This is a genomic window from Acinetobacter sp. 802_lipA (assembly GCF_058242885.1).
Map to the genome: position 1 here is coordinate 3,410,810 of NZ_JBZAYP010000001.1, position 12,549 is coordinate 3,423,358.

The window sequence follows — 12,549 nt, forward strand, 5'->3', positions numbered from 1 at the left end:
TTAAATAATAAAATGAATAGCAATAACAAAATCTTTATTGCAGGCAGCCTTGCCAATGGCGCTTGTTTTTCGATGATTTTACCTTTACTTGCACCGTTTATTCGGCAACTGGGGCTGACTGAACTGCAAGGTGGAGCATTGGTTTCGGCTGGTGCTTTGGTGATGGCCATTTCAGCTATTTATATTTCTAAACAAACTCAAAAATTCAGCATTTATCAATTGTTAAGTATCGGTTTTATCGGTATGGCGATCACTTGGGGCTTATTTGCGGCGGTACTCAGCTATGGGCTGATTTATTCCATGTCGTTTATTGTTTTGTTTAGCTTACTGATATTGACCCGTGCCAGTACTGGCTTTTTTATGGCGATGCCACAAATTGCGCTGCAAAGTTATGTTATGACGGCTTTTCAAAGTGAGCAGGAACGTAGCCAAAACATGGCCAAGTTTGGCGCACTAAACAGCTTAGGCGTGGTGATTGGTCCTTTAGCGACGACATTATTGCTGACATGGAGTATGTTGACACCGTTATGGGGTGCGGTGGCTATTTTAACGGCTATGGCGGCTTGGATTGTACTAGGCTTTCAAGGTAAACAAGCATCACAGACACAAGAACGGGATGAAACCATAGCTAAATTACAAGACGTGCCTACGGAAAAGCTACAATGGTCAAAGTTAGGGATTTGGTTATTGCTGGGCTTTAGCTTATATGTCGCTATTGTTACCCTGAATTTAACTGCGGGTTTTTATATCCAAGATCGATTCCATTTTGATACCTACCAAAGTGCAATGTATTTTTCTCAGTGTTCATTGATTGTGGGGATAGCACTGGTTTTGATGCAACTAGCGATTTCAAAATGGTTTAAATGGTCAATTAAACAATTACTTTGGATCGGTCTTGTGACGATGGTTTTAGGTTTATTACTTTCACTGAGTGCCAGTCAGATTTGGACTTTCCAAGCAGCTTATATTTTTTATGGTATCGCCGTGGCCTGTTTAATTCCAGCTTTTACCACGGGGGCAGCGCAAACCGCACCAGCCACGCTACAAACTAAAATTGCCAGTTTATGCACAGCTACGCAAGCACTGAGTTTCGTTTTTGCACCTTTACTAAGTACAGGCTTATATCAATGGAATCAACATTTACCCTATTATTTTTTATTGGCGTTGATGACGGGGCTGATGATGTACTTTAGCTTTAAACATATACAAGCCAACAAGGATCTCAGTAGTGTGGTATGAGATTCTTTATTGAGAATGTTTAACCAAGAAGATAAACGACAGCGTGAATTAAACTTGGGCCAAACAGCACCATGAAAATACCGGCCAAAACCATACTGAGGCAGGCCGCGACACCTTCTTCTTTATGACGTTTGAACGCAGTACTGGTACCAAAACCATGTGCGGCACTACCCAAGGATGCACCTTGAGCAAATTTAGAATCCAATTTTAGAACAAGTAATACGGTGTTGGCCAAGAGTCCACCAACGATCCCCGTAATCACAGTGAATAAAATCACCAGCTCGACTGAGCCTCCGACGGCTTGAGTGACTTCCATGGCAAAAGGGGTAGAGATAGAGCGGCTCATCAAACTATAACTGGTTGCGTCATCGAAATGGAACAACCGTGCCAAGTAAAAAGAGCTGACTACGCCAACCAGCATACCCACGATAATCCCTAAAGCAATCGAAAAAGCATGCTGCTGAATGACTTTGCGATATTCATAGATCGGGATGGCAAATGCGACCGTTGCAGGACCTAACATCCAGACTAACCATTTGCTGTAATACATATAGTTGTCATACTGAATGTTGAAAAACACCAGACATAAAATAATCAGACAGGGAATAAAAACCGCTGGTGAGAGCAATACATACGGGTGTTTCTGATAAAACTTTTTACCCCAAAGATAGGCCAGTACCGTTCCGATAAAACAGATCAAGGCAACGAAATGAATATGCATGATCGTTCCTTAAATTTGACTTTTCAGCTGATGTGATTGCTTCGGCTTTTTTTGAAACTTGGCTTCAAGCTTAAAGCCCAAGAAAACACAGTAAGCAGTGCAGGTCATAACGCAAATGGTCCCAAGTACAATAGATAAAACCAGTTGCCAACCTTGAGTGAGAAAAAGATGTTTATATTTGATTAAGCCAATAATACAAGGAATAAAAAACAATAACAGTTCAGCTAAAAGTAGATCCGAACCTGACTTAATCCAGTCCAGCTTAAATACACCCGCTAACAGAGAAATAAGTAAAAGCGTTAGACCTACGACCCCACCTGATATCGGTAAAGACAGGGCGATTTGTATCAGCGTTCCGATATACCAAATACCAATCAGCAAACCTACTTGAAGAGTAGAACGATAAGGTAATTTGAACGAATGCATTGGAAGACCACAGGGTATAAGTTGTTGGTGTTATTTTAAGTTTGACCTGATCGTGTAATTATGAATAATAAAATAATAATTATGCTTAATTGGAATAATTTTGGATTTTAAAACTCTAAGAATATTTGTGCAGCTGGTGAAAAGTCACAGTTTTAGTCTTGCTGCGGAGGAACTATCTGTGACTCAACCTACTATTAGTAAATCTTTAAAACAGTTAGAAGACGAGATAGGACTGCCTCTATTTCATAAAGGTGAAGCAGGGCGCAAGCGAGAAGTCAAACTGACCTATATGGGAGAACAAGTCTATCTGCATGCCCTGCAGATTTTGCAGCAGGAGCAACATATCTTTGAAGCAGCAGATCAAATTCGTGGGCTGAAACAAGGTGTGTTGAGGTTGGGTTTGCCACCATTAGGTTCAGTACTGCTGAGTTCCTTAATCGTTAAATTCCACAAATTGTATCCCAACATTGAATTGAACTTTTTAGAAGTCGGCGCGACAGGCATTGAAGAAGCGATTTTGGCCAAAAAAATTGACGTTGGGATTTTATTGGGCGAGTTAAAACCCAGTATTCAAGGTATTCAAATTATCGATTCACCGTTGTGTTTGCTTTCCAACTACGATTCGCAGTGGAGAAAGCGCGATGTGGTGCAGTTTGCTGAACTTCAAGAAGAATCCTTTCTACTATATGCAGACACCTTTACTTTAAATCATGTGATTCTAGATGCTGCGATGGCGGCTGGTTTTGAACCCAAAGTGTTATGCAAAAGTAGCCAGTGGGACTTTATTGCCAAAATGGTCGAGTCAGGTGTCGGCATTGCTTTATTGCCGCAAATTTATTGTGAGCAGTTAGATCGCGCAAAATTCAGTGTCAGTTTAGTGGAACAACCCAGCTTACGTTGGAACTTAAATATGGCATGGAATTCAACCGTAGTGATGAATCCTGCAACACGCGCATGGTTATCGATCATTGATGAATATAAAGATCAAATTCATTTTTAGATATTTCATCTTTAGACACGCTTTATTAAAAAATGATCACTCTGGTTACGTTTTGATTACATAGTGTTACCTTATGCTTACAAAAAATGTCTAAATACCAATTTATTGATTAATAAATAAACAAAAATGTTTCATAAAATCAGATCAAAGTCTCTGTGCCCGATTTTTGTATAGTCTAAGTGCAAACATAAAAACGGAGGCTAAATGTTTAAATTTAAGAATGATATTGTGCACGGTGCGCTTTTTGACATGGATGGAACAATGTTTGATACCGAGCGTTTACGGTTTCAAACCTTGAAACAGGCATCCAAAGAGCTAATTGGGGTCGAGTTTTCAGATGCCTACCTTATGGCATGTTTAGGCTTAAGCGCCCGAAGTGCGGAAGCCTTGGCGCAAAAGCAATATGGACAGGAAGTTCCCTATGCAGAGATTCGTAAACGGGCAGATGAATTAGAATTAGAAACAGTGCGCCAATATGGTGTGCCGATTAAAAAAGGTTTGGTACAAGTTCTAGAACGCTTACGTAAAGCAGGATTACGTATGGCCGTGGCGACTTCTAGCCGAAGAGCGATTGCTGAAGAGTATTTAATCAATGCCAATGTTTATAAGTTTTTTGATGTTTTGATCTGTGGTGATGAGGTTGAAAAGGGAAAACCACATCCTGAAATTTTTTTAAGTGCAGCGCAAAAACTAAACCTTGAACCTGCGCAGTGTTTTATGTTTGAAGACTCTGAAAATGGTATCCGCTCGGCATATGATGCTGGGGGTATCTGTGTACTGTTCAAAGATATTAAAGAACCCAATGCAAATATGTTGGCACATGCCAATTATTATTTCGAAAATATGTATGACTATCTAATGGAATTAGATATCTATAGCTCGCATCTGGAAATGCCCAATTTACAAGAAAGCTTTCCTCAAACTTTAAATCAACTGACCGTCGGGGTTCATGGATTTGGTGCCATTGGCGGAGGCTATATTGCACAAATTTTGTCGCATTGGGATGGTTACACGCGTCCTAAAAAAATCTATGCATCTACACGCAACAGTTTATACCGTTCAGCTGTCAACGCTTTTGGGGCGTATTGTATTCGTTATGGACAGGTGTCTTATGATGAACGTATTGAAAATATGCATATTATCGATGCTGAAGACTTACAGCAGATGCATACCATGTACGTCGAGTCGAGTTTAATTGCGATTTGTTTAGCTGAAAATGCTTTAGCCAGTGAAGCAGCAATCATTGCACAGGGTCTCTATGCACGCTATCTGGCGCAAGATGAGCAAGTTCAAACGCCACTGACGTTGTTAATTATCTTAAATAAAATTGGTGCTAAGCAGTTGGTTCTAGAGCAAGTACGTAAAGCATTGGTAGAGTTAACAGACCATGCTGTTGCCGACTTTATTTTAGAGCAACACTATTTCTGCGATACGGTTGTGAACCGTATGGTATCTAAGTTGAGCGATAAAAATCTTTATCGTCAACTGTGTATTAAATACAATATTTTTAAGCAATATCAACTTGATGACGAGAGTAATCAAATTGAAGTTGAAGATGTCAGTAAACTGAGTGCAGAACAAGAGCGCCGTGCCAGTGAATATGTAGAAGATTTAAGACAAAATTTTCAACCGAGTCATATTTTACAGCATATGGATTTAATTCTTTTCAATGCTGAAATGGATATGCCAATCTATGTGGAAAACAAAAGTCCCTTACTTAGTAAAATGCGTCAAATGATCTTGGTAGATCAAATTTCAGATATTCAGCTCATTAAAAACCGCTTATGGAATGGCGTACATGCCATGACTGCGTGGTATGCAAGCCTACTCGGGCATCAGACTATTGGTGTAGCGATGGGCGACCCGCGAGTACAGTACTACGTTGAAAAACTGCTTGCAGAAGTGACGCAAGGTCTGGCGCATTATCTGCCAAAACGCAAAAATGATTTAACGCGTTTGGCCCGAAGTTTTGATCAATCTTGCCAGTATGCCTATAAAGACCCATGTAGTCGGGTTGGGCGTGATCCACTGCGTAAGTTGAGTGCATTTGAACGTGTATTTTCATCGGTCGCGTACAATGTCTCGCATGGATTTTCTTTTGAAGCACTATTAAGTGGTGCTATCTTTGGCTATTTGTATTTGATGGAAGAAGAGGAACAGCCCATAGATGTGTTGTTAGGGCATTTGAAGCAACAACTTCAACAGATGAACCTGTCAAAAGCGCACAAAAAGGCGCTGTATTATGTCATTCAAAAACGTCTCAATGAATATCAAAAAGGTGAGCTGGGAATGGAAGATTTTATGATCCCTGACCAACCTCAAAATACTGAAATGAGCTGTGCTTAAGTCTTTATGACTTTCAGATGTCTTTGAGCCGTCTAAAATGTTAAAACAACATAAGAAAAGCTGGGTAAAAAGAGCTTTTCTTATGGTCTTAAATCTTTTAACGTTAGACCTAAGAGAGACTTGGTTTTTTACAATGAAATGGGATGAGATCGGGGAACAACCGTGTTCAATAGCACGAACGCTGTCGGTGATTGGCGATCGCTGGACGATGTTGATTTTACGAAATGCATTCTTAGGTGCACGCCGTTTTGAAAGTTTTCAACAAAACTTAGGTGTCACTCGTCATGTGCTTTCTGAGCGTTTAAAGCGCTTAGTTGAACATAATATTTTGGAGAAAAGACCCTATACAGACCGCCAAGAGCGCTTTGAATATTGTCTGACTGAAAAAGGTTTGGCTTTATACCCAGTGCTGATGTCCATGGCAACATGGGCCGATCAATGGATGGACGAAGGCTTAGGTCGTCCCGTGCAATTTATCCATAAAACCTGTGGGCATAGCATTCAGCCACATTTGGTTTGTAACGAATGCGGTGATGCGATACATGCCAAAGACATAAAAGCGATACCGACACAGGTTTATGTCGATGCTTTAGCAGCTCAATCAGACATTAAACAAGCTTAAGTTTATAAACAGTTTGCAGGTTTTGGCACGCCTGCCAAACGACTCAGATGGCGCGCTACAAGCCCAGTATTAAACTTTTCTTGCAGTATGGCATTGTTGATGTCTGCACTGACTGTTTTCATTAAAAACTTAATCAACGGACGTGTTGCAGGTGAGTGTCCAAACTGTTGGTAAAATTGACGCACTGCCATAAGGATTTCAAAGTGCCAATCGGTCAATTCAAGCTCTAAAGACTTTGCTAACTCTTTTGCAACCTCTTGATTCCAAATGGTGTAATCGACTAAATGGCCATCTTGGTCTAATTCTAAATTCATCTAAACACTCAAAATTATTTTAAACTGATACAACGACTATGGCTTAAGCATAGCTCAGCAAACCTAACATAGCTGATGGTTTCTAGGTTGCTTGGATGGGCAGCAGCTATATTTTCAGCATCCTGCTCAAGCACAAATATACAAGGCAACTGCTGAATAAAAGTATGCTCTATATAAAGGGTTGCATCTCCCATTAAAACCACATCATCCCCTGATTGATACAGGTTTTGTAATTTACTCAGCGCTTGTTCCGTTGCGGAAAATGGAGACTGCACGAGATAAAGTGTTTTGCTCATAATTGTTTCCTTACCAATACAATACATGGTCAAACTGTTGTATTAAATTGGCATTGAGTTCAACACATTCAATTTCTTGCTCAGTTTGTTGAACAAAAGCAGAAGCTTGATTCTTGGTTTCAATCCAAATTGGGCTTAGATCATAAAATTCAAAGCTATCAACCATGTTTGAAGCCAGTTTAAACGCATGCTTTAAGGGTTCAAATGACTGAGCATTGTTTAATAAGCTGAGTGCAGCATCTTGTAATAGGACTTTGACTTCACAGCCAAAAGTCGCAAGAACCATCGTTGCAGACAGGCTTTCATGCACTTGCAAAGAGTTCAAATTGGCTTGGGTTAAAATAACCAGTACAGATTTCACACAATATACCTTTTAAAAGCAACAAATTCTTGAAAACATAGCACTTAGAATTGAATTAAGCGCTCTGCAGATTGAACGGCATCGGCCAGTTCCCCTAGGCCTACCAAGTCAAAACCTGTAGCAAGATTATGCTGTGCTAGCTGATGACGCTGTGCATTTTCGGCATCGGTAATTCCTCGAGCCAAGGCTGCACTTACACAAACGGGTAGGCGAATAGCGAGTTTTTGCCACTCAGAACATAGATTCCGTTGGTCGTCAGGTACCCATTGCAGAGCATTGGCAACCTGAACAGCATCTTGGTAGAAAAACACTCGAAAGGGTTCATTTTTCGCATGCAGTGCTTGTGCTAAACCTAGAGCATGCCATGCATGAATTGAACTCGGTGCGGAGGTAATTAGTAATAAAGTACTCATCAAACTTCACTAGAGGAATGTCCAAAGCTTGCTTGGTACATTCGGACTTCATAATAAAAAGGTAGTATACAATGATTTTAGATGATCTTTTCTAAAAATAAGACAAAAATTAAAAGTAAAAATAAAATTAAACTAATAAAAACAATAATTTAAAACCATGTATCAATCAAATACCATCACTAAACCTCTGACATATCTGCACAAAATCCCCTCTATTTCCTTTTATTTTTTTACTTTATAGATAGAATAAAAAGCAATCTGCACCAAATCTGCACCAAGAAATGAAACTACCCAAACCGATTCAGCGCGGCAACAGCTGGCGCATCACTGTGACTTATCAAAATAAGCGTTATTCGACTACCAAAGACTCTGCAAAAGAATGTGAGCTTTGGGCGATGGATAAATTGTCCGAGCTTCGATCTAACAAAAAAGCAATCGAACAAGGTGAAAAGCCTGCTTATCCATTTAGGGATCTATGCGCCAAATACTATCAAGAGCATGGTCGACACATGCGATCCGCACGAACAATCAATTTCAAAATAAAAAACCTTGATCGAATTGCACCAAATTTAGCAGACAAGTCTATTTATGACTTTAAGCCTGCCGATATTGCAGAATGGCGAAATAACCGTAAGAAAGAAGTAAAGGTGGCAACACTCAGGAATGAGCATGCGATTTATTCAGCCGTGTTCACTTATGCCATGAAAGAACTATTTCTGATTGATTCCAATGTGTGGCATTCAGTCACGATGCCAGGCAAAGAAAAATCAAGAAGTCAGCGTATCACTGAGGAAGATCAGGCTTTAATGCTCAAGGCGTTAAGTTGGGATGGAATCACCACACCTGAAACATCACGTCATTATGTAGCCTGGGCATTCCTATTTGCTTTGGAAACCGCAATGCGTCAGGGTGAAATCCTTGCCATGAAAAGACAGGATATTAAAGAAGGCTTTGTGCATTTACCGATGACTAAAAATGGTGAATCCCGAAACGTTCCATTATCTAAGGAAGCGAAACGACTTTTATCATTACTGCCTAAAACCAATAATCAACTTTTGCCAATTGATAAAGATCAATGTTGCGCCACATGGGTTCGAGCTAAGAAAAGAGCAGGGCTGCCGCATATCAACTTCCATGACTCGCGACATGAAGCTATTACAAGAATGGTGAAAGTAAGGAAATTACCGGTAGAAGTGTTGGCCAAGATTACAGGCCACAAGACGATTTCGATGCTGGTGAACACTTATTACAATCCAGATGCTCAAGACCTGGTGGAAATGTTTAATGACAGTGAGAGCTAATTAGCTCTCGGTCTGCCTCTTTTAACTTTCACGGTCAGCAAGTCATGTGCAAGGCGTGGATTGTATAGCGCCTTGCCTTGTGTGCCTTGATTAATCGGGGCTAACTTTTCCCGAATCGTGGTCACTGACAAGTTGTATTTCTGAGCTAGGTGAGAAGCTGAAACCAATTCGACATCAACCTCTTTAAGCTCCTTCACTGTTGCACCGCCAATAGTCTGACCTAACATGATTTGAGGCGGTCTTTCGGCTTCAACAGTGATGGTGTAACGAGCCATTCAAGACACCTCCTTTAAACTTTTTACTACCGTTTCAGGTAACCCAAACACATCTTTAAAAGCCTTATCAAATTCACCGCTTTGGATGAACTGATCGATCAGGTTTACTTGCTTATTGATCTCTAATTCTTTGTCGACATTTGTTTGTTGAATTTCAGTCATTGGCCTTGTCCTCCACATCAGCTTTTCGATACTCACTGCCCAGAATCTCAATAGCTACTGGCGCAACCTTTAGCGATGTTTCGAACTTAAAATATTCGCCCTTTTTCCAAGACAAGCCATAACCAGAACCCCAAGGCAGGACTTCTTCAGCCAGAATAATCTTGTTCAACTCATCGTAAGTCATAGACTTTGGCTTCATGGCATCATATTCAGCCTTGTGTTCTTTGGCAGTAGCACGAGGCAAAATAGCTAAATAACCACTTTTATGCTTTGATGTTTTCCATTTTGTTTTGTCAATTTCAGCCTTTGGGTCTGCCGACATGTTGAAGAAACGAAGACCATTTTGAATGCTGTCATGCGTTTGATGCATTTCAAAACCATAGTGCTTACAAAGCTTTGTAACTTGCTCATAAAAAGCATCACGCTTATCCATAAAAGCATCAATTTTCGCCAAGGTTTCAGTATCTTCAATTTTGTAAAAACAGGTTTGCTTAGTCATTGGCTGGCTCCCGTGCTTCATCCAATACTTCTGCAATATCTGCAAAACTCACATAATCGTCACCAAGTGCTTTTTTACCAAAACTGTCCATATTTGCCATAAGTTGAGCAAGTTGATGCTTATCAACCAAAACAAACCCTTCCGGCACCGCTTGGGTTTTGGCTAACCAACCTTTTTTAAACAAATTAAACGCTAGGGCAGTATCACTGTTTTCATAAGGGTTTTCATAATCTCCCCATAATTGATCTAAGCAGAAACCAATTTCCTCTGCTTCAATTTCAAAAGCCTCTTTGATTAAATCATCTTGTTTTTGAACATCCATCACTTCACCTCGCTGAGCAAATATCTGCGCGAAATCCTGATTTATTGTTTAAATTGCGCAAATAATTGCTCGAAATATTCATTTAACCACTGGCACAATCGTCAATTGACCGCCTGTTGTTGATTCAATCAATTTAGTGAAATAACCAATTGCATTACCTAATGTTGTTTCATCAGCTTGAGCAGGGCGCTTTACTAAAATCTCAATAGCCTCAAGTAGAATTCGTTTCTCATGCACTTCCATCACGCAACCTCGCATTCACGTTTATTTCGAGCGAAAATAGCATAGGCATCATCTTCACTAAAATTGATATCAATTAAGAAAAAGCCGTTTGGTGCAATCGGGTCCCACTTGGTGATATCACAATCATCCATCATGATTTCCCAATCATCATAATTAACAAGGCTCTCCATCCAGAACATCACAGTGTCTACACCAAAGTGGCTTTTAAATTTTTCCCACTCTTCACGACTTACGTATTCTTCGTTTTCCAGATGCTCATTCATGTATTTTGAATAAACTGGATGTGTCCAAGTTCCCATTTCACTGCGCACAATTTCAGCTGGCTCTAGTTTGTTATCTTCCATCACGCCACCTCATTAAATGGATCATATTTCTTAAATTCTTCAAATAATTTGGCAGCTGGTCTGTTTAATCGACCGTTTTCCAAAATCATAACGCCACGTGGAAAGTTTCGATTGTTGATCTCGTGGTAAAAAGAGATAACACCAGCACGCGCCACACCTTTGTATCCAAGCTTCGCTAGCCAAATCAGAAATGCTTCACTCATGAGTGGGTGGACAAGAGTTGCTTTTTTCATAGAGTCACCAATGCTTTACGTAGGTAAGGATCTAAGTCAGGTTGTTTGAGTAGCCAAGAAACATATCCAGAATCCAAGTCTTTAATCGCTGTACCTTTATGCTTTCCAAAAGTTATGTACTTCGGTATACGGGCAGTTTCTGACATGATGAAAAGTGAATTCATGTCTTTAATGCCTAGCTGCTCTACTAATGTCTTTAGAATTACACCAGTGAAATAGATGTCTGCTTTAGCGTTGTGGGCATGTCGAAGGTGTTTACGTGCAAGCTCCAAATCATCCATAACGTGGTAGTACATAGCGCCTAATGTGTGTGGCAATTCAGGCCATACCATGCGACATAAAGCCAATGTGCAAATTCCTTTGACAGTGAAGTCTGGCTGGCATTTCTGAATAGCTGTAATGTCATAATCAATATTGTGGCCAATTAGGTATTGGACATCTTGAGGCATCTTGAATGTGTCAAAGCTTGGCTTTTCAACAATATCAGTTTCGAGAATATGATGAGTTGCTAAAGCACCTAGGGCGATAGGCTCAGGGCATGAGAAGAACTCATCAAAAACCTGCTTTTGGTTGATTACCAACACCCCTTGCTCAAAAGAGCAAGGTGCGTAAGCAATCTCAATTGGGTAACCATTCAGGTCGTGAGTTTCAGTGTCTAAAATCAATGCATTCATAGCCAATTAACCTCAGTACGGAAAATCATCTTGCTGGTTGGCACCTAACACTGGTGGCACATCATCGTAATAACCATCAAACCCGCCTTGGTTGTAACCATTGTTCTGGTTAAAACCCTGGTTACTTCCACCATAACCACCACCATTATTTTGTTGGTAGCCACCACCATTGTTGTTTTTAGGCTTACGTGTCGTGATAGGGTTAGACATAAGCGAAGCAAGAGATTTTGGTAGTGCCTCAGGTGTAGTTTTACGTTCAATAATTTCCTTGGCCATCAACTCACTTTGAGCGTGAAAACAAGAGAAGAAATTCATCTGGTGTTTCCATTCACCGTTGTCATTTTGGTAGTTTTCACGCTGCAGAAGAAAACCAATACGCTGGTTAGCCACTTCAGGGGCTACTACACAATTTTTAGTAATACGCTCTTTAGCGTCAAAGTCATATTTCTCTAAAGGTGCATTTGTTGGTGTTAGACCACGAGCACCAACACAAGCGAGCAGAGCATTAATTTTGTGAACTCCACCCAATGGAGTACCGTCTTTTTTCTCGGTCCAAATAGAAAATGAAGCAGATTCTTTATTGTCTGTTTCAAATTCAATTTCAAAACCAGTTGTACCTGATTTCGCTGTGATAAATTCCATATGCTTAATCACACCAACATATTTACCAGCTTCTTCAATACGTAGACTGCTGTCTGCTTGCTTTGCTGAGTCAGGGTTAAAGCCAAATTGTTTGTATTGCTGATTCATGAAAATTA

At 40.2% G+C, this 12,549-nt stretch carries 20 protein-coding genes; 5 read left to right on the forward strand and 15 right to left on the reverse strand.

What is annotated here, in order from left to right:
* The first annotated feature begins 12 nt into the window (after positions 1-12).
* A complete protein-coding gene (locus tag AC4CU3_RS16855) occupies positions 13-1,239 on the forward strand; it encodes an MFS transporter (protein WP_279043723.1) in 1,227 nt (408 codons plus the stop codon).
* A 19-nt stretch (positions 1,240-1,258) separates the two neighbouring features.
* On the opposite strand, the gene AC4CU3_RS16860 is transcribed toward AC4CU3_RS16855, so the two are convergent.
* Both AC4CU3_RS16860 and AC4CU3_RS16865 read right to left on the reverse strand, forming a co-directional pair.
* The gene (locus AC4CU3_RS16860) at positions 1,259-1,960 is read right to left on the reverse strand and encodes an LrgB family protein (RefSeq protein ID WP_279043722.1); all 702 of its coding nucleotides are present in this window, start codon (positions 1,958-1,960) and stop codon (positions 1,259-1,261) included.
* Between the two features lie 9 nt (positions 1,961-1,969).
* Positions 1,970-2,386 (reverse strand): CidA/LrgA family protein, encoded by a 417-nt coding sequence (locus tag AC4CU3_RS16865; RefSeq protein WP_126036331.1) that lies wholly within the window; start codon positions 2,384-2,386, stop codon positions 1,970-1,972.
* A 100-nt stretch (positions 2,387-2,486) separates the two neighbouring features.
* Here AC4CU3_RS16865 and AC4CU3_RS16870 point away from each other — a divergent pair, with 100 nt between their 5' ends.
* From AC4CU3_RS16870 to AC4CU3_RS16880, 3 genes are all read left to right on the forward strand, one after another.
* The gene (locus AC4CU3_RS16870) at positions 2,487-3,386 is read left to right on the forward strand and encodes a LysR substrate-binding domain-containing protein (RefSeq protein ID WP_279043721.1); all 900 of its coding nucleotides are present in this window, start codon (positions 2,487-2,489) and stop codon (positions 3,384-3,386) included.
* Between the two features lie 204 nt (positions 3,387-3,590).
* Entirely contained in the window at positions 3,591-5,732 is a 2,142-nt protein-coding gene (gene mtlD / locus AC4CU3_RS16875) for a bifunctional mannitol-1-phosphate dehydrogenase/phosphatase (RefSeq protein WP_279043720.1), read from the forward strand.
* Positions 5,733-5,865: 133 nt separating this feature from the next.
* Positions 5,866-6,354, forward strand: coding sequence for a winged helix-turn-helix transcriptional regulator (locus AC4CU3_RS16880; protein ID WP_279043719.1), 489 nt, complete (start codon positions 5,866-5,868; stop codon positions 6,352-6,354).
* A 2-nt stretch (positions 6,355-6,356) separates the two neighbouring features.
* Here AC4CU3_RS16880 and AC4CU3_RS16885 read toward each other — a convergent pair whose 3' ends face one another.
* Genes AC4CU3_RS16885 through tusD form a run of 4 tightly spaced genes read right to left on the reverse strand, consistent with a single transcriptional unit; the run spans position 6,357 to position 7,738 of the window.
* Positions 6,357-6,668 carry a TusE/DsrC/DsvC family sulfur relay protein gene (locus AC4CU3_RS16885; protein WP_004979945.1) on the reverse strand — a complete coding sequence of 104 codons (312 nt, stop codon included), beginning with the start codon at positions 6,666-6,668 and terminating at the stop codon, positions 6,357-6,359.
* Between the two features lie 14 nt (positions 6,669-6,682).
* The gene (locus AC4CU3_RS16890; RefSeq protein WP_178928006.1) at positions 6,683-6,964 is read right to left on the reverse strand and encodes a DsrH/TusB family sulfur metabolism protein; all 282 of its coding nucleotides are present in this window, start codon (positions 6,962-6,964) and stop codon (positions 6,683-6,685) included.
* 10 nt (positions 6,965-6,974) lie between these two features.
* Positions 6,975-7,325: a hypothetical protein gene (locus AC4CU3_RS16895; protein WP_010326623.1), complete on the reverse strand. Its 351-nt coding sequence runs from the start codon at positions 7,323-7,325 to the stop codon at positions 6,975-6,977.
* 44 nt (positions 7,326-7,369) lie between these two features.
* A complete protein-coding gene (tusD, locus tag AC4CU3_RS16900) occupies positions 7,370-7,738 on the reverse strand; it encodes a sulfurtransferase complex subunit TusD (protein ID WP_058869535.1) in 369 nt (122 codons plus the stop codon).
* Between the two features lie 281 nt (positions 7,739-8,019).
* On the opposite strand from tusD, the gene AC4CU3_RS16905 reads away from it, so the two are divergent.
* Positions 8,020-9,039, forward strand: coding sequence for a tyrosine-type recombinase/integrase (locus tag AC4CU3_RS16905; RefSeq protein WP_125280173.1), 1,020 nt, complete (start codon positions 8,020-8,022; stop codon positions 9,037-9,039).
* Here the strand turns inward: AC4CU3_RS16905 and AC4CU3_RS16910 are convergent.
* The 9 genes from AC4CU3_RS16910 to AC4CU3_RS16950 all read right to left on the reverse strand — a co-directional run bounded on the left by AC4CU3_RS16910 (position 9,036) and on the right by AC4CU3_RS16950 (position 12,541).
* Positions 9,036-9,314, reverse strand: a complete 279-nt coding sequence (locus AC4CU3_RS16910; RefSeq protein WP_125280172.1) for a DNA-binding protein — start codon at positions 9,312-9,314, stop codon at positions 9,036-9,038. The genes AC4CU3_RS16905 and AC4CU3_RS16910 overlap by 4 nt on opposite strands.
* Positions 9,315-9,476 (reverse strand): hypothetical protein, encoded by a 162-nt coding sequence (locus tag AC4CU3_RS16915; protein WP_490738419.1) that lies wholly within the window; start codon positions 9,474-9,476, stop codon positions 9,315-9,317.
* Positions 9,469-9,996 (reverse strand): hypothetical protein, encoded by a 528-nt coding sequence (locus AC4CU3_RS16920; RefSeq protein ID WP_490738420.1) that lies wholly within the window; start codon positions 9,994-9,996, stop codon positions 9,469-9,471. The genes AC4CU3_RS16915 and AC4CU3_RS16920 overlap by 8 nt, the downstream gene beginning before the upstream one ends.
* Positions 9,968-10,297, reverse strand: coding sequence for a hypothetical protein (locus tag AC4CU3_RS16925; RefSeq protein WP_490738421.1), 330 nt, complete (start codon positions 10,295-10,297; stop codon positions 9,968-9,970). The genes AC4CU3_RS16920 and AC4CU3_RS16925 overlap by 29 nt, the downstream gene beginning before the upstream one ends.
* A 78-nt stretch (positions 10,298-10,375) precedes the next feature.
* Positions 10,376-10,543, reverse strand: a complete 168-nt coding sequence (locus AC4CU3_RS16930) for a hypothetical protein (protein ID WP_490738473.1) — start codon at positions 10,541-10,543, stop codon at positions 10,376-10,378.
* On the reverse strand, positions 10,540-10,884 hold the full coding sequence (locus tag AC4CU3_RS16935) for a hypothetical protein (RefSeq protein ID WP_490738470.1): 345 nt from the start codon (positions 10,882-10,884) through the stop codon (positions 10,540-10,542). The genes AC4CU3_RS16930 and AC4CU3_RS16935 overlap by 4 nt, the downstream gene beginning before the upstream one ends.
* A complete protein-coding gene (locus AC4CU3_RS16940; protein ID WP_490738422.1) occupies positions 10,884-11,117 on the reverse strand; it encodes a hypothetical protein in 234 nt (77 codons plus the stop codon). Before AC4CU3_RS16940 ends, AC4CU3_RS16935 begins: the two co-directional genes overlap by 1 nt.
* Positions 11,114-11,791, reverse strand: coding sequence for a 3'-5' exonuclease (locus tag AC4CU3_RS16945; protein WP_490738423.1), 678 nt, complete (start codon positions 11,789-11,791; stop codon positions 11,114-11,116). Before AC4CU3_RS16945 ends, AC4CU3_RS16940 begins: the two co-directional genes overlap by 4 nt.
* A 12-nt stretch (positions 11,792-11,803) precedes the next feature.
* The gene (locus AC4CU3_RS16950) at positions 11,804-12,541 is read right to left on the reverse strand and encodes a hypothetical protein (RefSeq protein WP_130234750.1); all 738 of its coding nucleotides are present in this window, start codon (positions 12,539-12,541) and stop codon (positions 11,804-11,806) included.
* Positions 12,542-12,549 lie beyond the last annotated feature (8 nt).

Excerpts from the sequence above, each read along its gene's own strand:
- AC4CU3_RS16855 (WP_279043723.1), top strand. The coding sequence starts at position 13 with ATGAATAGCAATAACAAAATCTTTATTGCAGGCAGCCTTGCCAATGGC.
- AC4CU3_RS16860 (WP_279043722.1), bottom strand. The coding sequence starts at position 1,960 with ATGCATATTCATTTCGTTGCCTTGATCTGTTTTATCGGAACGGTACTG.
- AC4CU3_RS16865 (WP_126036331.1), bottom strand. The coding sequence starts at position 2,386 with ATGCATTCGTTCAAATTACCTTATCGTTCTACTCTTCAAGTAGGTTTG.
- mtlD (WP_279043720.1), top strand. The coding sequence starts at position 3,591 with ATGTTTAAATTTAAGAATGATATTGTGCACGGTGCGCTTTTTGACATG.
- AC4CU3_RS16880 (WP_279043719.1), top strand. The coding sequence starts at position 5,866 with ATGAAATGGGATGAGATCGGGGAACAACCGTGTTCAATAGCACGAACG.
- AC4CU3_RS16885 (WP_004979945.1), bottom strand. The coding sequence starts at position 6,668 with ATGAATTTAGAATTAGACCAAGATGGCCATTTAGTCGATTACACCATT.
- AC4CU3_RS16890 (WP_178928006.1), bottom strand. The coding sequence starts at position 6,964 with ATGAGCAAAACACTTTATCTCGTGCAGTCTCCATTTTCCGCAACGGAA.
- tusD (WP_058869535.1), bottom strand. The coding sequence starts at position 7,738 with ATGAGTACTTTATTACTAATTACCTCCGCACCGAGTTCAATTCATGCA.
- AC4CU3_RS16905 (WP_125280173.1), top strand. The coding sequence starts at position 8,020 with ATGAAACTACCCAAACCGATTCAGCGCGGCAACAGCTGGCGCATCACT.
- AC4CU3_RS16910 (WP_125280172.1), bottom strand. The coding sequence starts at position 9,314 with ATGGCTCGTTACACCATCACTGTTGAAGCCGAAAGACCGCCTCAAATC.
- AC4CU3_RS16915 (WP_490738419.1), bottom strand. The coding sequence starts at position 9,476 with ATGACTGAAATTCAACAAACAAATGTCGACAAAGAATTAGAGATCAAT.
- AC4CU3_RS16920 (WP_490738420.1), bottom strand. The coding sequence starts at position 9,996 with ATGAAGCACGGGAGCCAGCCAATGACTAAGCAAACCTGTTTTTACAAA.
- AC4CU3_RS16925 (WP_490738421.1), bottom strand. The coding sequence starts at position 10,297 with ATGGATGTTCAAAAACAAGATGATTTAATCAAAGAGGCTTTTGAAATT.
- AC4CU3_RS16935 (WP_490738470.1), bottom strand. The coding sequence starts at position 10,884 with ATGGAAGATAACAAACTAGAGCCAGCTGAAATTGTGCGCAGTGAAATG.
- AC4CU3_RS16940 (WP_490738422.1), bottom strand. The coding sequence starts at position 11,117 with ATGAAAAAAGCAACTCTTGTCCACCCACTCATGAGTGAAGCATTTCTG.
- AC4CU3_RS16945 (WP_490738423.1), bottom strand. The coding sequence starts at position 11,791 with ATGAATGCATTGATTTTAGACACTGAAACTCACGACCTGAATGGTTAC.
- AC4CU3_RS16950 (WP_130234750.1), bottom strand. The coding sequence starts at position 12,541 with ATGAATCAGCAATACAAACAATTTGGCTTTAACCCTGACTCAGCAAAG.